We start from the raw sequence: 18,034 nt of genomic DNA, 5'->3' as shown, positions 1-18,034 counted from the left end.
TGCTACCCGTACTTTTGAAGACCCGCTCCCCGTTTATCCGGCCAAAATACCTTGGCCGTGCCGGGGGCAGCAAAGTAAAATCGACGTAATCCCAGCTATATGAACGTAGGAGATAGAGTGCGCCTGCTCACCGGCACCGAAGAAGGAATCGTAACCCGCCTGCTCGATAGCGAGTTGGTGGAAGTAGCCATAGACAATGATTTTACCATTCCCGTGCTCCGCCGCGAAGTCGTGGTGGTAGCGCAGGAAGAGGGCAACAACTTTGACCGCGCCGCCCCCGACTTTCGCGTGGGCCAGGTACCGGGCAAGAATGCCAATGCCAGCAAGAAAGACCGCAGCCAGCGCCCCACAACGCCCGCCGCGGCTAAACCAGCGCAACCCTCGCTGCAAGAAGCACTGGCAGCCGTGGCCTCCAGCGGCGCGGGAGTGGCCAAGGTGGGCGGCGGTACGGCCGCTGGTTCGAGCAAGCAAGCGGCGGCGGCCAAGGGCTTGTTTCTGGCGCTGGTGCACCAGTCGCCCGAATTGTTGGCCGTCACCCTCATCAACAACACGGAGGCCGACGTGCTCTACACCTACGGCGAAGAAACCAGCGCCCGCCCCTACCGCGCCCTGGCCGCCGACAAGCTTGGCCCCAAAGCCAGCACCAAGCCCCTCTCCTTCCTGCACATGAAGGATTTTGAGAACTGGCCGGCCGCCGTGTTCCAGTTGCTGCCCCACCGCCATAACGGCGAATCGGCCTACGAGCTGCTCACCAAGCGCCAGGCGTTCAAAGCCAGCACGTTTTATTCGAGCAGCCGGCCGGCGCCGGTGATTGGCAAGGACGCTTACTTGTTTCAACTCGATGAGAAGGCCGCGGCGGCCATTGCTCCCGAGCAGCTGGCTCAAGCAGCCCCCGTTGCCGCTCCTGCTCCCGCCAAGCCGGCCGGGGTCGATGCTGCGGCCCTAAAGGCCCAGCTCACCGGCGATGCACCCGCCAAGCCGGCGGCGGTAATCGCCGCCACCACGCCAACTCCGGCCGCACCGGTAGTAGCGCCTTCGCACGAGTTCGACCTGCACCTAGAGGCCCTGCGTCCCGACAACAAGGAGGAGCTGAGCAACACGGCCATCCTGCGCATCCAGCTCGATGCGTTTGAAGATGCGCTGAGCCGCGCACTGGCTACCAACATGCACGAAATCGTGTTCATTCACGGCATGGGCAACGGCGTGCTGCGCAAGGAAATCCATCGCCAGCTCAGCCGGAACAAGGACATTAAGTTCTTCGAGGATGCGCGCAAGGAAAAGTTTGGCTTTGGGGCCACGCTGGTGCGGCTAAAGTAAGCGCTTTGTTCGCATAATACTCAAACAGAACGTCATGCTGAGCGCAGTCGAAGCATCTTTACTACGCATTTAGTATTGCGGTAGAGATGCTTCGGCAAGCTTAGCATGACGTTCTTTTGTTTAATTCATCATATCAGACCTCTTTCCGCTTCATGCGCCACCTCTTCTTAGTATCCTCTTTTCTGCTATCCTTCGCGGCCTTGGCCCAGCAGCCGCTGCCCGTGCCGCGCAACCTGCAAGCCACCTACGCCAAGGGCACCCGCGCCGAATCTGGCCTGCCCGGCCCCAGCTACTGGCAAAACACTGCCGACTACGACCTTGCCATCCGCTTCGAACCCACCACGCGGCGCGTGGCCGGCACCGTGGCCATCCGCTACCAGAACAACAGCCCCGATTCGTTGCGTCAGCTATGGTTCAAGCTCTACCCCAACCTCTACCAAAAGGGCGCGCCCCGCAACCGGGCCATCGCGCCGGAAGATATTGGCGAAGGCGTCACCATCTCGGCCCTCACCATCAATGGGGAAGTGTTCGACGTGAAAAAGCTGGCCATTGAGGCCACCAATATGGTGGTGCCGCTGCGCCGGGCCCTTGGTGCGCGGCAGGCAACTACCGTGCAGGTCACCTACTCTTACAACCTCAACAAAGGCTCGCACCAGCGCACGGGAGAAGTGGAGCCGGGCGCCGCGTTTCTGGCCTACTTCTTCCCGCGCATCGCCGTGTACGACGACATTGACGGCTGGAACAAGCAGCCTTATACCGGCGACCAGGAGTTTTACAACGACTTCTGCAATTTCAAAGCCGCCATCACTGTGCCCAAGGACTTTGTGGTGTGGGCCACCGGCGACCTGAAAAATGCCAGCCAGGTATTGACCAAAAAGTACGCCCAACGCCTTCAGAAAGCAGAGCAGAAGGACGTCGTGGCCTACGTAATTTCAGCCGAGGATGCCCAGCGGCGCGACATCACCGCGCCCAATGCGGAAAATACCTGGCGCTTCGAAGCCCAGAACGTGACCGACTTCGCCTTCGCCACCGCCGACCATTACGTGTGGCAATCCACGAGCCTCGTGGTGGACCCCGCCACCAAGCGCCGCACCCGCGTGGACGTGGCCTACAATCCCAAGCACAAGGATTTTGAGGAAGTAATTGATTTCAGTCGCAAAACGGTGGAAGCCATGAGCTACACCTTTCCCAAATGGCCCTTCCCCTACGCCCACGAAACCGTGTTCGACGGCCTCGACCAGATGGAGTACCCCATGATGGTGAACGACAACCCCACCGAAACCCGCAAAGACGCCATTGAGCTGACCGACCACGAAATCTTCCACACGATGTTCCCCTTCTACATGGGCATCAACGAAACTAAATACGGCTGGATGGACGAGGGCTGGGCCACCATCGGCGAATGGCTTATTTCGCCGATAATCGACCCCAAAATAGTGGACGACTACGGCGTGGCCCGCTACGGCACCAACGCCGCCACCGAAAACGACGCGTCCATCGTCACGCTCAGCACCCAGCAGAGCGGCGTGCCCTTCTTCCTGAACTCTTATCCCAAGCCCGGCATGGGCTACCTCTACGTGAAGGATTTGCTCGGCGATGAGTTGTTCACGAAGGCCCTGCACACCTACATCCGCAACTGGAACGGCAAGCACCCCATGCCCTACGACTTTTTCAACAGCATGAACGCCGGTGCTGGCCGCAACCTCAACTGGTTCTGGCAGCGCTGGTTCTTCGACGGCGGCTACCCGGATTTGGCCATCGCCAACGTCACCAAAACCGGCCCCGGCTACGACATCACCGTGCAAGCCAAAGGCAGCAAGCCCGTTCCCGTTGACTTAACCGTGACTTTTGCCGACAACTCCACGCAGAAAATTCACCGCACCATCGCCGTCTGGGAAACGGGCGCCACGTCCGTTACCGTGCCCATCGCCACCAAGCAACCCGTGAAGCGCGTGACGCTGGGCAGCACGCTGGTGTCGGATAGTTTCCCGAAGGATAATGTGTGGGAGGGAAAGTAGAATTTCATAATGACTCTATGTCTTGCCAACTCAGGTTTACTGCCAAAAGCTTTGATGTTTATTCTTACCTGCTTACTTCTAAACTTCACCCTCACGAGATTTTTAAAGCTGGAGATTATCAGCAAACAATTTTGGCTAGTTGGACTACCAAAGATTCAGGATTTTGTGTCACCGCAAGTCACGCTGATTTTAATGATTTCGAAGGTCAAATAGTTGACGCCGAAAAGTTCATTTGGCAGCATATTGATGAATTGGAAGTACTTGGCAAAATGGAAGAGCGGATTACCTACTTCTTTGATTTTGGGTTAACAACTACTCTATTTGAGGAAGATGTCTGGGTTCAATCATTCCATTTTCCTGTAGAGTTTCTTTTGCTTCTCAGCAGAATTGGAGCTGGTCTAGAAATTTCATCTTACTACCCTACAAGCGAGGAAGAGGAGGAAAACAACTCTAATTAATACCCTTACCTTTGCCCATAGTGATGGGTCGCCCTACCGCGGCGCTTTCGGGCGACGAGGAAAGTCCGGGCAACGCAGAGCGCCCTGCTTCCTAACGGGAAGGACTGGCGCAAGCCAGGACAGCCAGTGCCACAGAAAACTACCGCCTACGTGGCCTTTCGGGGCCGCCGGTAAGGGTGAAAAGGTGCGGTAAGAGCGCACCAGCGGGCGGGTGACCGTCCCGGCTGGGTAAACCTCAGGGGTTGAAAGACCAAATAAGCTGGTACGCCGGCGCGGCTTCGGCCGCATCGGCACCGGGCGGCTCGTCCGGCGCCAGCGGGTAGGTTGATGGAGCCTTTCCGCAAGGACTGGCCTAGATAAATGGTGGGGACGCGCCTTCGGGCGCGGACAAAACCCGGCTTACAGACCCATCACCAGAGATGAAAACGGCCGCCCTTGCAGGGGCGGCCGTTTTTTTTACATAAATGTCGTGCTGAGCTTGTCGAAGCACCTCTGCCGCGCCGCTTGTTGTCAAGCTGACGAAGGAAGCATCTTATCACCTCCGAACGAGCTGTTTCAGCATGAGAAGGTTCTTCGACAAGCTCAGGATGACCGTTCTCTTATAGGTGGTTCTGCAATTTTCCCGCTCCGCAATTATTTCTTATTCGTGGCGCGCACGGCTTTCACCTCGGCCCCACTCAGGGCGCTGGCTTTGTTGCCGAAGCTGTTGCGCACGTAGGTCAGCACGTCGGCCAGTTGCTGGTCGGTGAGGTAGTCGAAGGCGGGCATGACATTGGCATACTTTTCCCCGTCCACTTCGACGCCCTGCATGCCGTTGAGCATCACTTTTACCAGGCGGGTTTTGTCGCCCAGCACCCAGGTGGTTTGGGTCAGGGGCGCGTTCATGCGGTCTACACCTCCCCCATCGGCCTGGTGGCAGCTGAGGCAGCTTTGGGCATACAACGCCTTTCCGGCGGCCAGCGAGGCGGCGGGCGCGGCCGCTTTAGCCGTGGGTTTGGCTTTGGGAGTTGCTTTTTTCTGGGCGGCTGCTGGCTCGCTAAACCAAGCTAATACCGCTAGCAATACAAGAATCTGCTTCATTAAAACGAGTTATTTCTTAGCGTAGACAATGCGGTAAACCGTGCCCTTTTTGTCATCGGTCACGTAGAGCGAGCCGTCGGTGCCCTGGGCCAGGCCGCAGGGCTTGTGGTCGGGGCGGCCAGCAGCAGCCTTTTCAGGAGAGCCCGCGAAATTATCGGCGAACACCTCATACTCGCCAAAGGGCTTGCCGTCTTTGAAAGGCTGGAATACCACGTAGTAGCCTTTCTGCGGCTCCGGGGCGCGGTTCCAAGAGCCGTGAAAGGCGATGAATGCACCGTTGCGGTACTTCTCGGGGAACATGGTGCCGGTGTAGAACAGCAGCGCGTTGGGCGCGGTGTGGGCCGGGTAGGCGGCGGCAGGCTCCAGGTAGTTGCCATCGGCTACTTTCTTGCCATCGCCGCCGTACTCGGGCGCCAGCATTTTCTTACGCTGCAGGGGGGCATAATAGATATACGGCCAGCCAGCATTGTCGCCCTTGTTCAGGGCATACAGGCACTCGGCCGGCAGCTCCGCCGACTGCTTGGTGGTGAACAGCTCCGGCCAGTTATCGCTGAGTTGGTCGCGGCCGTGCTGCATCACAAACAGCTGGTTGGCTTGCGTATTCCAGTCCAGACCCACCACGTTGCGCAGGCCGGTGGCGTAGCGCGTGCCGGCGGCGTAGCCTTGATTGAGCTTATCGGCCCGGAACTGCCAGATGCCACCGGCCGAGTCCAAGATGGGGCAATTGGGCCGGCCTTTGGAGCGTTTTTGCCGGTCATTCACCTGGCAGGCGTTGGCGTAGGCCCCGATGTTGACGTAAATATTTCCGGCCTTGTCCAGCGTGATGGACTTGCTTTCGTGCTGCCCGCGGTCAATCAGGCCGGTGATGATTTTTTCGGGCTGCGCCGGATTCGCTACTTCGCCTTTACTGTTAAGCTTGTAGCGGTACACGTCTTGGTCGGAGGAGGCGTAGAGGTAATCCTGGGTGCTGTAGATGCCCGTGCCGCCGTAGTTGCCCAGGCCACCCGCCACTTCGGCTTTGCCATTGGCGGTGGACCGCAGCATCAGAATGCCCTTGCCGGCCGCGTTGGGCCGGTTCAGCTTCACGTAAATCAGGCCCTGGGGCGTGACGGTGATATGCCGGGCGCGGCCGCCGGTTTCGGCAGCTACCAGGGCGCCAAAACCGGCGGGGAGCTTCAGGCCGGCGTTATCGGCATCGGGCACCACCTTGTCTTCGGCTTTGAGGGCGAACAAGGACACGCTCCCAACCAGGGCGGCCGATGCAAGCAGGTAGCGGGTGAGGTTGCTTTTCATGAAGTGAGAAATTCGTTTCAGCTGAGTGTTTGATTTGGACAAACGGACTCGAAGGATGGTTTTGCCGATGGCTACACGGCCAGCACGGCTTAAGTACTCGTTCGTCGGGGTGGCGAAGATAAGGTGCGTGGACAAGGCGTGCCCTCGCACGGGTTCCTTGCGGCAAACCGCAACATGCCGCGGCAGCTCCCGGGTTCTTACGCCAAAGAATATTCTACGGTCGCGTTGCTTTTCATTACTTTCGGCCTCGACTTACCAAGCCCGTTTCCATGCCCCGCATCCTCATTATCGACGACGAACGCGCCATTCGGCACACGCTCAAAGAAATACTGGAGTTTGAGAACTACACCGTCGACCAAGCCGAAGACGGCCCGGCCGGCCTCGACATGCTGATTCAGCAGAAATACGACGTGGTGCTCTGCGACATCAAAATGCCCAAAATGGACGGCCTCGAAGTCCTCACCCGTGCCCAGGCCATGGGCACCGATGCGGCCTTCATCATGGTGTCGGCCCACGGCAGCATCGACACCGCGGTGGAAGCCACCAAAAAAGGCGCTTACGACTTCCTTTCCAAGCCGCCAGACCTCAACCGCCTGCTCGTGACCGTGCGCAACGCCCTCGACCGCACCAAGCTAGTGAGCGAAACCAAGACGCTCAAGAAGAAGCTGTCCGTGGCCAAAGGCTCGGCCATGGTGGGCTCTTCGGCCGCACTGGGCGCCGTGCGCAAGGCCATAGAAAAAGTAGCCCCCACCGACGCCCGCGTGCTTATCACCGGCCCCAACGGCGCCGGCAAGGAAATGGTGGCCCGCCAGCTGCACGAGCTCAGCCAGCGCGCTCAAGGCCCCATGGTGGAAGTAAACTGTGCCGCCATTCCTTCGGAGCTCATCGAAAGCGAGTTGTTCGGCCACGAGAAAGGTTCGTTTACCTCGGCGGTAAAGCAGCGCATTGGCAAGTTTGAGCAGGCCGATGGCGGCACGCTGTTCCTGGACGAAATCGGCGACATGAGCCTCTCGGCCCAGGCCAAGGTGCTGCGGGCCCTGCAGGAAAACAAAATCACCCGCGTGGGCGGCGAAAAGGAAATTTCGGTGAACGTGCGTGTGCTGGCCGCCACCAACAAAGACCTGATGCAGGAAATAGCGGACAAGAATTTCCGCGAAGACTTGTACCACCGCCTATCGGTCATTCTGATTCAGGTTCCGTCCCTGAACGACCGCCGCGAAGACATTCCCGACCTGATTCAGAAATTCCTCAACGACATCGCCGCCGACTACGGCAACAAGCCTAAGAAAATTGATGCCGCCGCGCTGGAGTACCTGAAAGGCCTGGATTGGCGCGGCAATATCCGCGAGCTCCGCAACGTGGTTGAGCGCCTTGTGATTATGAGCGACGACACGATTACGGAAGGCGACGCGAAGGCATTTGCTGGTAAGTAATTTCTTCGATTATTAGATTCCAATCTATCTGTCATCCTGAGTGCAACGACGGACCTTATCAAGCCAGAACGACTTGTTCAGCCGTGATAAGGTCCGTCGCTGCGCTCAGGATGACAGCTTTTTACACCATCTGATTACACCCGCGAACGTCGGAATTATCCATCCGGCCCAGCACCTCAAATCCGCCATCGGGGTGCATGCGGGCGAGGTCTTTGGTTTCGATAAAGGCGCAGGAATCCACGTTAGCCAAATCGATGACGTTGATGGCGCCGTCGGGTCGGAATTCGGCGACCGAGAAGGGGTCGGAAGGTTCGCGCAGCAGCACGCGCAGCGGCGGCGGACAGTGGAAGCGGCCGTCGCCCAGCGAGTAAGCCTGGCTGAGCAGTTCGGTCATGCCGTACTCGGAATGGATACCTGCGGGCCCGAAAGCCTGCTGCAACTCTTGGTGCAACTCGTCCCGAATCATTTCCCGCCGCCGGCCCTTCATGCCGCCGGTTTCGAGCACGGTGAGGCCCTGTAATTCGGGCGCGGGGCCGATTTCAGCGGCGAAATCCAGCAATGCGTAGCTCACACCAATGAGCATCACGCGGCGGCCGGGCACCTGCTTGGCTTCGGCCAGCGCGGCGCGCAGAGCCGCGTGGTCGTGCAGGAAAAACGCGGACTGCGCCTGGCCCGATTGCCGGGCGAAGTAATCTACCATCGCCACCAGTGACGAATTTCCCTGCTCCAGGTACGAAGGCAGCAGCGCCAGAAACGTCCAGTCGCTAAGAGGGCCGTAACGCAGCTCGAAAATTCGAGCGGCATTTTCGCGGTACAGAGCAGGGTCGCGGACCAAGTGGCGGCTGCGCTGCTGCAGCGTGGTGCCGCTGCTCAGAAATTCCTCCTGCGCCTCCCACTCGGCCGGTGCGGTACGCACCTCGTGGGTCTTAAAAAATTCGATGGGCAGGAAAGGTATATCCACGAGCCGGGCCACGGCGGACGGGTCGCGGCGCAGTTGAGCCACGTATTCGGCGTAGGGCGGGCAGTGGGCGGCTTGGTGCCGGAACAGCGCCAGCGCCGCCGCTTCGAAAGTGGTGGGCGTGAGTTGCGGCAGGGCACGCAGGAAATCGGAACGGAAACTCATGGCCTAGCAGCAAGGTTAGCAACGCAGGGCGAACCAACAACTGCCGCTGTTCGTTGGAAAAAATGTACTTTGGGGCCGCTTCGGCCGTTGTGCTCACGTCTATTCACTTCTACTCTATGAACCTGTTTCGTACCCTGAGCAGCGCCGCGCTGATTTGCCTGACTGCTGCGGGCCTCACCAGTTGCCTCACACCGCCGGACTATCCCGACGAGCCGGAAATCGAATTCAAAAGCCTCACCAAGATATACGTGCCCTCAACAGGCGGGCAACTGGCTGCAGATACCCTCCTGTTTGCCATCGACTTTAAAGACGGCGACGGCGACTTGGGATTATCAGACGAGGACATCACGAATGCCCCGTTCAATACCACCACCGGCGGGCCAAACAACCGAGGCTACCAATATAATTACTTCATTCAGCCGTTTAAGAAAAACGCAAGTAGCGGCGTGTTTGAGCCCTTTATCGCGCCGGGAGGCGAGCCAGGAGAGTACGATGGCCGCTACCCTCGCCTCGATGGCGACAACGGGGAAGATGCGAAGCCTGCCCCGCTGCGGGGTACGCTGCGGTACAAGCTTCCTCTATTTTTAGATGGATTTGTTTTTTCTCCCGGCGATGTCTTCCGGTTTGAAATCAGCATCATGGACCGGGAGTTGCACCAGAGCAACAAAGTCACGACCAGCGAAGTAACGCTGGGCCAGTAATACTAGCCCAGCTACTTCCTAGCTAATAAATTTCGGGGAACCGTGCGGGCTCGGCTTCACTCATCATCTCGTAGATGGTGTCGAATACGTCTTCCGCGTTGGGCTTGCTGAAGTAGTCGCCGTCGGAGCTATAGGCGGGGCGGTGGGGCTGCGCCGCCAAGCAGCGCGGCTGCGCATCCAGAAAGCGGTAGGCGCCTTGCTCGTCCAGCACGTGCTGCATCATGAAAGCGGTACCCCCTCCGGGCACATCCTCGTCGGCAAATAGCACACGGTTGGTTTTCTGCACGCTGTCCACAATCAGGTGCTCGATGTCGAACGGCAGCAGGGTTTGCACGTCGATAACTTCGACGGAGATTCCGACATCGGCCAGTTGCTTGGCGGCTTCCATCACAATGCGGCACATCGAACCGTAGGTCACCACGGTCACGTCGGTGCCGGCTTGTAGCACTTCGGGCCGGCCCAGGGGCAGCGTGAATTCGCCCACGTTGCTCGGAATCCGCTCCTTCAGGCGGTAGCCGTTCAGGCACTCAATCACCAAAGCGGGCTCGTCGCTGCGCAACAGCGTGTTGTAGAAACCAGCGGCCTGGGTCATGTTGCGGGGCACGCACACGTGCATGCCGCGGAGGCTACCCAGAATCATGCCCATCGGCGAACCGGAATGCCAGATGCCTTCGAGGCGGTGCCCGCGGGTGCGCACAATCAGAGGCGCTTTTTGGCCGCCCTTGGTGCGGTACTGCAAACACGCCAAGTCGTCGCTCAGAATCTGAACGGCGTAGAGCAGATAGTCCAGGTATTGGATTTCGGTAATGGGCCGCAGGCCGCGCAGAGCGGCGCCAATCCCCTGCCCCACAATGGTGCATTCGCGAATGCCGGTATCGGTCACGCGCAGCTCGCCAAACTTTTCCTGCAAGCCGGCAAAGGCTTGGTTCACGTCCCCAATCTTGCCCACGTCCTCGCCAATGGCGAAGATGCTGGGGTCGCGCTGGAAATTGGCATCGAAGCAGGCCTGGAGTACCTCGCGGGCATCCACGGTGGGCGCATCGGCGGCGAAGGTGGCGGGTACCTCCTCGATATTGCCCACAGCGTACTCGCTTTGGCTGAACAGGTTGGAGTTGTAGCGGTTCGCGTTTTCAGCCAGTAGCTGCTCCAGATGGCGCTGCACGGACCGGCGACCGAAGCTGCGCTTCTCGTGGCGCACGTGGCGCAAGGCCCGGCGCATGGTCCGCACAATGTCGGCGCGAATGGGCGTGGGGTTTACTTTCAACTGCTCCACCATTTCGTGCAGCGTATTTTCGGTACCGGTGTCGGCCACCAGCTTGTCGAGCAGCTCCACCGCTTCGTCGCGCTCCGCTTTGATAGTATCAAAAAAGGCCGACCAAGCGGCCGTGCGGGCCGTTTTGATGACGGCAGCAGCCGTTTTTTCAATTTCATCCAGTTCGATTTCGGTGGCGTGGCCTTCGGCCAGCAGCCACTCGCGCAGCTTGTGCAGGCAGTCGTGGGCCTCTTCCCAACCGAGCCGTTCCTTGCTCTTGTAGCGCTCGTGCGAGCCGCTGGTGCTGTGGCCCTGGGGCTGCGTGAGCTCCGTGACGTGGATGAGCACGGGTACGTGCTGCTCGCGGCACACGGCGGCGGCGCGCTGGTAGGTGTCCACCAAGCCGGCGTAGTCCCAGCCGCGCACCACGTAAATTTCAAAGCCCTGCTGGCCTTCGCCGTCGCGCTGCAAGCCGGCCATGATTTCCGAAATGCTCTGCTTGGTGGTTTGGTATTCGGCCGGCACCGAAATGCCGTAATGGTCGTCCCACACGCTCACCAGCATGGGCACTTGCAGCACGCCCGCTGCATTCAGCGCCTCGAAGAACATGCCCTCCGACGTGCTGGCGTTGCCAATGGTGCCGAAGGCCACCTCGTTGCCGTTGGTAGAGAGCGTGGTGAGCGAATGTAACTCCGGGTTCTGGCGAAACAGCTTCGACGCGTAGGCCATACCCAACAGGCGCGGCATTTGCGAAGCCGTGGGCGACACGTCGGCCGAGGAGTTCTTGGTTTGGGTGAGGTCGGTGAGGTTGCCGTCCTCGTCCAGCATGCGCGTGGCAAAGTGGCCGTTCATGGCGCGGCCGGCCGTGGCGGGCTCCGCTTCCGGGTCGGGGTTGGCGTAGAGCTGGGCGAAGTACTGCTCCCAGGTGAGCTGGCCGATGGCCACCATAAAGGTCTGGTCGCGGTAGTAGCCGGCGCGGAAGTCGCCGTTCTGGAAGGCGCGGGCCATGGCCAGTTGCGGCACTTCCTTGCCATCGCCGAAGATGCCAAACTTGGCCTTGCCCATAAATACCTCCTTGCGGCCGGCCAAGGACGCCAGGCGGCTTTCCCAAGCCAAGCGGTAATCATCGAGAAAATCGGCCTTGGAAAGGGGAATGGATAGCGCAGGCACAGCGGTTTCGGCAGCGGGCATAATGAACTTAAAAAGGGAGGGTGGGATGAACGCAGGAAGGACGAGACGGCCGGGGCCGTGGCGCAAAAATACGGAATTGCGACCGGCTGGGTGGTACCCGGGTTTCTTACGCGGGCTTTCAGCGTATATTTGAGGGGTAATGGCTTGGCCCGCCGGACACTGGCGAGCTTGGCTATTACCATTCGGTGGCATTTATTGTTAAACGTAAGCACGCCACGCCCACTCGTGCAGGCGCGGGGCAGGCAGTTCAACTTTCAAGATTATGAAACAGTTATTCACCATCTGCCTGATGGCCTTTGCCTTCAGCGCCAGCGCCCAGGGCGTGATGAAATTCGAATCGGACAACCACGACTTCGGCAACGTGGCCGAGGGCACGATGGCGACCTACGAATTCAAATTCAAGAACACCGGCAATCAGCCCGTGGTCATTGCCAATGTGCAAGCCAGCTGCGGCTGCACCACGCCCGACTGGACCAAAACCCCGGTACTGCCCGGCAAAACGGGCATTATCAAGGCCATGTACAGCAGCGCCGGCCGGCCCGGCGTGTTCAATAAAACCGTGACGGTGACCAGCAACGCCAGCGAACCCAGCAAGGTGCTCACCATCAAAGGCTCGGTGCTCACGAAGGACCAAATCAAGCCCACGCTCACGGCGGCCCAGCTGGCGCAGTCGCCGCGGCTGGTTTTAAACAAAAGCGTCCATGATTTCGGGAAACTGGAAGCCGGGCAGCAGCCCACCGCGCGCTTCACGGTGAAAAATGCCGGCAAAAGCCCGCTGGTGCTCGGCGCGCTTTCGGCCGATTGCTATTGTGTCGGCTACAAGGCCACGCCCAGCCCCATTGCCCCCGGCCAAACGGCTACCATCGACCTGCTCTACACCCAGCGGCAGCTCGGGCAGTCGAATGACGTGGTTACAATTACCTCCAACGACCTGAACGGCGACACCAAGCTCACGCTTAAAGCCACCATCGTGCGCGACCTCAGCGGCAACAGCATGGTGAAGGAAAGCACCACCGCCGTGCCTTTTAAGTAATAAGCACGAGTCCGCACCCTCATTTGAAAAGCCTTGCCGGTATGGCGAGGCTTTTTTATTTCGAATTTACCTGCGTCACTCTCTAATACTGCTTTGTAAGTTCTATAAAGACATTTAAAGCGTCGTGCTGGGCTTGCCGACGCATCGCTCCTGCTTCGTATAAGTCGTTCAACGAAGCAAGAGCGATGCGTCGGCAAGCTGCAAGGCGTTCCAGTGAAATCCAAGCATCTTCACCAGCTTAGCCGGTGCTCTCCCACAACACCGCTTTCAACATGGAAAACCAGTCATCAAACCCCGTTAAAGAGCCGGCTTCTTACGAAGTCCCCGCGCAAACCCGCATCGGCCACATCCACTTGCAGGTCACGGACCTGGAAAAAGCCCTGGCGTTTTACCGCGACATTCTGGGCTTTAAAGTCATGCAGCGATTTGGCAACCAAGTAGCTTTTATTTCGGCCGGGGGCTACCACCACCACATCGGGCTAAATACCTGGAACAGCCTGGGTGGGCCACCCGCCCGCAAGCAGGGCGCGGGCCTCTACCACACCGCCATTCTCTACCCCACGCGGTCCGATTTGGCCCAGGCCATCCGGCAGTTGGCGGCCGCCAATTACCCCATCACCGGCTCGGCCGACCACGGCGTTTCGGAGGCCATTTACCTCGACGACCCCGACGGCAACGGCGTGGAGTTGTACTGGGACCGGCCGCAGCACCAGTGGCCCATGGCTCCGGACGGCAGCGTGCAGATGTATACCCGCCCCATGGACATGGCCGGGCTGCTAGCGGAGAAATAACTTTCCCTGTATTCAGCACCGATAAGGGCAACATTCTGTGCCATGCGAGCAAGCGGCGGCGGCTTATCTTTGCACTCAGAATTCTCACCTACTGGTTTTACCTCCACTCCCACCACTCCGCTCATGATAATCGGCGTTCCTAAGGAAATTAAAAACAACGAAAACCGCGTGGGCCTCACGCCCGCCGGCGTTGCCGAGCTGCGCAAGCACGGCCACACGCTGCTGGTGCAAACCACCGCCGGCGAAGGCAGCGGCTTCTCGGACGAAGAGTACCAAACGGCCGGCGCCACCATGCTCGCCACCATCGCCGATGTGTACGAGCAGGCCGAGATGATTATCAAGGTGAAGGAGCCAATTGCCGAAGAATATCCCCTCATCAAGGAGAACCAACTGCTCTTCACGTACTTCCACTTTGCTAGCGGCGAAGAGTTGACCCACGCCATGATTGAGCGTAAGGCCATCTGCCTGGCCTACGAGACCGTAGAACTCAGCAACCGCGCCCTGCCCCTGCTCATTCCGATGAGCGAAGTGGCCGGCCGCATGGCTCCGCAGGAAGGCGCCAAGTACCTGGAGAAGCCTTTGAAAGGCCGCGGCATTTTGCTGGGCGGCGTACCCGGTGTGAAGCCCGCCAACGTGTTGGTATTGGGCGGCGGCGTGGTAGGCACGCAGGCGGCGAAAGTTGCCGCCGGCCTCGGCGCGCAGGTGACCATCATGGACATCAGCCTGAACCGGCTACGTGAGCTCGACGACTTCATGCCCAAGAACGTGGTGACGCAGTACTCGAACGAGTACAACATCCGCGAAGCCATCAAAACGTCGGACCTGATTGTGGGTGCCGTGCTGATTCCTGGTGCCAAGGCGCCGCACCTCATCACCCGCGACATGCTGAAGACCATGCGCCCCGGCACCGTGGTGGTTGACGTGGCCGTGGACCAGGGCGGCTGCATTGAAACCTGCCATCCCACCACCCACGAAAACCCCACGTTCATCATCGACGACGTGGTGCACTACTGCGTGGCCAACATGCCCGGCGCGGTGCCCTACACCAGCACCCTGGCCCTGACCAACGCCACCCTGCCCTACGCCGTGAAACTGGCCAACCAGGGCTGGCAGGAAGCCTGCCGCCGCGACGAGGCCCTGCGCCTCGGCCTGAATGTGGTGCACGGCGAGGTGGTGTACAAAGGCGTAGCCGACGCGTGGGGCCTGCCCCTCGTAAACGTGGAAACCGTGTTAGAATTGGCCTCCGTTTAGGGCCGCCAGTACAAATAGAAAGCCTTCCCGGTGCAAGTCGGGAAGGCTTTTTGCTTGCACTACTTAAGCTTTTTTGTTGTTGCGCTTTTCCAATTCAATCCCCATCGATTTGCTTCCCTCACCTGCCATTCGCCTGCTAATGCGCCGCTTTGCGCTGCTGATGGGCGTTTACACACTCCTGCGGCTGGGGTTTTACCTGTTCAACCGCGGTACGTTCCGGGGCATTGACCCCAGCTCCATTTTTCTGGCGTTTACCCACGGGCTACGCTTCGATGTTGCCGCCATTCTGTGGCTCAACCTGCCCCTGGTGGTGCTCTCGCTGCTGGTGCCGGTTTCGGTGCGGCGCGGGCAGCGGTGGCTGCGCGGGCTGTTTGTGCTGCTGAACATGCCGGGGTTTCTGTTGAATGTGATTGATTGGGAGTACTTCAAGTTCATTGGCCGGCGGCTCAGCAACGAGTTTACCACGGTGGGCGACGACATCATGCGCCAATCGGGGCAAATTGTGGAGCACTACTGGTACTTGCTGCTGCCGCTGGGCGGGCTGGTGTATTTGCTGTGGTGGCTGTGCCCCATGCCTACCCCAGCGGAGGTTGCAGCCCGGGCCGGCCGGCGGCCGTGGCTGCAACGCGGCGTTGAGGTCGTGCTGCTGGCGGGCCTTGTGGTGCTGGGTTTGCGGGGCGGCTGGCAACTCAAGCCTCTGCGTTCGGGCGCGGCGTTCGAGCAACAGCCCGCCGTGTTAGGCCACCTGGTGCTGAACAGCACCTTCACGGTACTCAAATCTGTGGACCAAGCCAAGGTGGAACGTGAAAACTATTTCTCCACTGAGGCCAGTCTGCGGGCCGCGCTCGGTTCTGTGCCGCTTCCCAAACGGCCGACGCCCGCGGCTCCCGTCAACGTGGTGGTCTTGCTGCTCGAAAGTTTTGCTTCCGAATATACGGGCGTCGAAAACGGTGGCCTGGGCGGCTACACGCCTTTTTTCGACTCGCTGGCCACGGCGCCCGACGCGCTGCTGATGCGTGAGCACTACGCCAACGGCCGCCGGTCCATAGAAGCGCTGCCGGCGGTGCTTTCGGGGCTGCCTTCGCTCATGGACGAGCCGTTTATTACCTCCAGCTTCCAGACGGCGGAGCTCCACGGGCTGGGCGAAATTCTGGGTCGCCGCGGCTACACCACCGCCATCTACCACGCCGGCACCAACGGCACCATGGGCTTCGATATGTTTGCCGGCATTGCCGGTATCCAACGCTATTACGGCCTTAGTGAGTACCCCGGCGCGGCCCGCAGTCCCGACTACGATGGGCATTGGGGCATTTTTGACGAGCCTTACCTGCAGTATTTCAACCGGCAGCTCGGCAGTACCAAGCAGCCGTTTTTTGCTACGCTCTTCACGCTCAGCGCCCACGACCCGTTCACGATACCGGCGCAGCACACGGGCAAATTTCCGGCGGGTACGCTGCCCATTCATCCCACCATTGCGTACTCGGACTTTGCCTTACGGCGCTTTTTTCAGGTGGCCCAACAGGCGCCCTGGTATCGGAACACGCTTTTTATTCTGACGGCCGACCATACCTCGCAAACCGACCGCAAGAATTACAAAAATCCGCTGGGCTACCACAAAACGCCCTTGCTGTTGTTTCGGCCCGGCCATCGCCTGCCCGCTGCGAACCCCCACCGCATTACGCAGCAAGCCGATATTCCGGCGCTGGTACTCGATGCGCTCGGCCTGCAAACCGAGCAAAAGTATCTGCTGCCCTTCGGCTCCTCCGTGTTTGATTCGACCAGCCAGGGCCGCGCTATTTTCCGCGATGGCAACTCGTATTATCTGGTCCACGCTGATTTTGTCACCGAATTGAAAGACGACAACACGGTGCAGCTCTATCCCTACCAAACGCATTTCATTCCTACCATCCCGCTGGCAAACCCGGACCCGGCACTGGTTCGCAAATACGGCAATGAGGTGCGCGCAATGGTGCAGTTTTACGTCAACGGGCTTCTAGACAACCGGCTATACAAGTAGCAGGCTATGAGCTGCTTTGAAGGCGACTGCTACGCAGAACGGTATTCTTGAAATCCGAAAATTGAACCCAATATTATATTTTACCGTTAGAGGCAACCCAATACCAGCGTTGAGCAAACGTTGGGTTATTGTTTCTCTTACCAACTGATACTATGAAAAAGCAAATCTCCCTCCTCGCACTTCTCTTGGTTTCGGGTGCCTACGCAGCTAGTGCCCAAACCAGCACCACCACCACCCAGCAAACCACGGTTACGCCGGCTACGCCCGCTTCTCCCGCAGTAGTGACCCCAGCCCCCGCATCCACGACGACCACCGAGTCGACCACGACCACCGTGCAGCCCGCCACTACCGTGGTAACGCCTGCTCCCGTCGTGCAAGCGGCTCCCGCTGAAGGCAAAGTGAAAGAGAAGCGCAACAAGAAGAAGATTAAGGCCCGCGACTAGTTCTAAGCCAGCCTCAATAGGCAAAAAAAGCCCCGCTGCAAGTTGCAGCGGGGCTTTTTGCTGTATCAAACAGCTAGGTGACGGCTATTGCACCGCCACGGCATAAGCCGGAATCTCTTCCAGCCGCTGGTTGGTGCGCGTTTCAAAATCCACCCGCCAGCAGTAGTGCACCAGCCCATTGGTGAGCAGCAACAAGGGCGCCCCGATGGTTTGATTGTAGGTAGTGGCCTGGCGGGCCACCGCGGCCGTTATGGGCACCGATGGCGCCTTGCATTCCACCAACAGCAGGGGCTTGCCATCGGGACCAAGGGCCAGCAAATCGGTGCGTTTACGGCGCTGGTTGTAGCGTAGGCCGCGCTCCAGGGCCAGCAAGCCGCGCGGATAGCCGAGGTGGTCGGCGAGGTAGTGCACCACGTGCTGGCGCACCCACTCTTCGGGCGTGAGCACGACGTGTTTACGGCGGAGGCCATCCCAGATGAGTGGTTGATTTGTGGCCGATTGCGTAAGTTTGGCGTCGAAAGGCGGCAGGTCCAGAGCTTGCATCACCTCCAAAGGTACGGGGCCAAATCGAGTGACTGAGTAGCTGAGCGACTGAGTGGCATCGGGTTTTGCGTCCTTTCTCTCATCATTTAC

15 protein-coding genes and 1 other RNA gene are annotated in these 18,034 nt (G+C 59.4%); 11 read left to right on the top strand and 5 right to left on the bottom strand.

Annotated features, from left to right (window positions below; translation table 11 throughout):
- Nucleotides 1-99 precede the first annotated feature (99 nt).
- The 4 genes from I2I05_RS11180 (at nucleotide 100) to rnpB (ending at nucleotide 4,211) form a co-directional block, all read left to right on the top strand.
- A complete protein-coding gene (locus I2I05_RS11180; protein WP_196282326.1) occupies nucleotides 100-1,317 on the top strand; it encodes a Smr/MutS family protein in 1,218 nt (405 codons plus the stop codon).
- 152 nt (nucleotides 1,318-1,469) lie between these two features.
- A complete protein-coding gene (locus I2I05_RS11175) occupies nucleotides 1,470-3,335 on the top strand; it encodes a M1 family metallopeptidase (protein ID WP_196282325.1) in 1,866 nt (621 codons plus the stop codon).
- A gap of 17 nt (nucleotides 3,336-3,352) precedes the next feature.
- Nucleotides 3,353-3,793: a hypothetical protein gene (locus tag I2I05_RS11170; protein WP_196282324.1), complete on the top strand. Its 441-nt coding sequence runs from the start codon at nucleotides 3,353-3,355 to the stop codon at nucleotides 3,791-3,793.
- Nucleotides 3,794-3,813: 20 nt separating this feature from the next.
- Nucleotides 3,814-4,211: RNase P RNA component class A (gene rnpB / locus I2I05_RS11165), an RNA gene on the top strand.
- A gap of 215 nt (nucleotides 4,212-4,426) precedes the next feature.
- Here rnpB and I2I05_RS11160 read toward each other — a convergent pair.
- Nucleotides 4,427-4,873: a c-type cytochrome gene (locus I2I05_RS11160; RefSeq protein ID WP_196282323.1), complete on the bottom strand. Its 447-nt coding sequence runs from the start codon at nucleotides 4,871-4,873 to the stop codon at nucleotides 4,427-4,429.
- Nucleotides 4,874-4,882: 9 nt separating this feature from the next.
- On the bottom strand, nucleotides 4,883-6,166 hold the full coding sequence (locus I2I05_RS11155) for a PQQ-dependent sugar dehydrogenase (protein ID WP_196282322.1): 1,284 nt from the start codon (nucleotides 6,164-6,166) through the stop codon (nucleotides 4,883-4,885).
- A 269-nt stretch (nucleotides 6,167-6,435) separates the two neighbouring features.
- Between I2I05_RS11155 and I2I05_RS11150 the strand changes: the two genes are divergently transcribed.
- Entirely contained in the window at nucleotides 6,436-7,599 is a 1,164-nt protein-coding gene (locus I2I05_RS11150; RefSeq protein ID WP_196282321.1) for a sigma-54-dependent transcriptional regulator, read from the top strand.
- A gap of 121 nt (nucleotides 7,600-7,720) precedes the next feature.
- Here the strand turns inward: I2I05_RS11150 and I2I05_RS11145 are convergent, their stop codons facing one another.
- Nucleotides 7,721-8,722, bottom strand: coding sequence for a long-chain-fatty-acid--protein ligase (locus I2I05_RS11145; protein ID WP_196282320.1), 1,002 nt, complete (start codon nucleotides 8,720-8,722; stop codon nucleotides 7,721-7,723).
- Between the two features lie 116 nt (nucleotides 8,723-8,838).
- Between I2I05_RS11145 and I2I05_RS11140 the strand changes: the two genes are divergently transcribed.
- Nucleotides 8,839-9,423, top strand: coding sequence for a hypothetical protein (locus tag I2I05_RS11140; RefSeq protein ID WP_196282319.1), 585 nt, complete (start codon nucleotides 8,839-8,841; stop codon nucleotides 9,421-9,423).
- A gap of 22 nt (nucleotides 9,424-9,445) precedes the next feature.
- Here the strand turns inward: I2I05_RS11140 and I2I05_RS11135 are convergent, their stop codons facing one another.
- Nucleotides 9,446-11,866 carry an alpha-ketoacid dehydrogenase subunit alpha/beta gene (locus I2I05_RS11135; protein WP_196282318.1) on the bottom strand — a complete coding sequence of 807 codons (2,421 nt, stop codon included), beginning with the start codon at nucleotides 11,864-11,866 and terminating at the stop codon, nucleotides 9,446-9,448.
- A gap of 262 nt (nucleotides 11,867-12,128) precedes the next feature.
- Between I2I05_RS11135 and I2I05_RS11130 the strand changes: the two genes are divergently transcribed.
- From I2I05_RS11130 to I2I05_RS11110, 5 genes are all read left to right on the top strand, one after another.
- On the top strand, nucleotides 12,129-12,899 hold the full coding sequence (locus I2I05_RS11130) for a DUF1573 domain-containing protein (protein ID WP_196282317.1): 771 nt from the start codon (nucleotides 12,129-12,131) through the stop codon (nucleotides 12,897-12,899).
- Nucleotides 12,900-13,171: 272 nt separating this feature from the next.
- Nucleotides 13,172-13,690, top strand: a complete 519-nt coding sequence (locus I2I05_RS11125; RefSeq protein ID WP_196282470.1) for a VOC family protein — start codon at nucleotides 13,172-13,174, stop codon at nucleotides 13,688-13,690.
- 123 nt (nucleotides 13,691-13,813) lie between these two features.
- Complete coding sequence (gene ald, locus I2I05_RS11120) at nucleotides 13,814-14,941, top strand: alanine dehydrogenase (protein WP_196282316.1); 1,128 nt, start codon at nucleotides 13,814-13,816, stop codon at nucleotides 14,939-14,941.
- A 109-nt stretch (nucleotides 14,942-15,050) separates the two neighbouring features.
- Nucleotides 15,051-16,958, top strand: coding sequence for an LTA synthase family protein (locus I2I05_RS11115; RefSeq protein ID WP_196282315.1), 1,908 nt, complete (start codon nucleotides 15,051-15,053; stop codon nucleotides 16,956-16,958).
- 152 nt (nucleotides 16,959-17,110) lie between these two features.
- A complete protein-coding gene (locus I2I05_RS11110; protein ID WP_196282314.1) occupies nucleotides 17,111-17,401 on the top strand; it encodes a hypothetical protein in 291 nt (96 codons plus the stop codon).
- Nucleotides 17,402-17,485: 84 nt separating this feature from the next.
- Here I2I05_RS11110 and I2I05_RS11105 read toward each other — a convergent pair whose 3' ends face one another.
- Nucleotides 17,486-17,944: a type I restriction enzyme HsdR N-terminal domain-containing protein gene (locus I2I05_RS11105; protein ID WP_196282469.1), complete on the bottom strand. Its 459-nt coding sequence runs from the start codon at nucleotides 17,942-17,944 to the stop codon at nucleotides 17,486-17,488.
- Between the last annotated feature and the right edge of the window lie 90 nt (nucleotides 17,945-18,034).

This window comes from Hymenobacter jeongseonensis (assembly GCF_015694725.1).
GTDB classification, from domain to species: domain Bacteria; phylum Bacteroidota; class Bacteroidia; order Cytophagales; family Hymenobacteraceae; genus Hymenobacter; species Hymenobacter jeongseonensis.
Note: the sequence above shows the minus strand (reverse complement) of the source record. Positions and strands in the feature narration are given on the sequence as shown.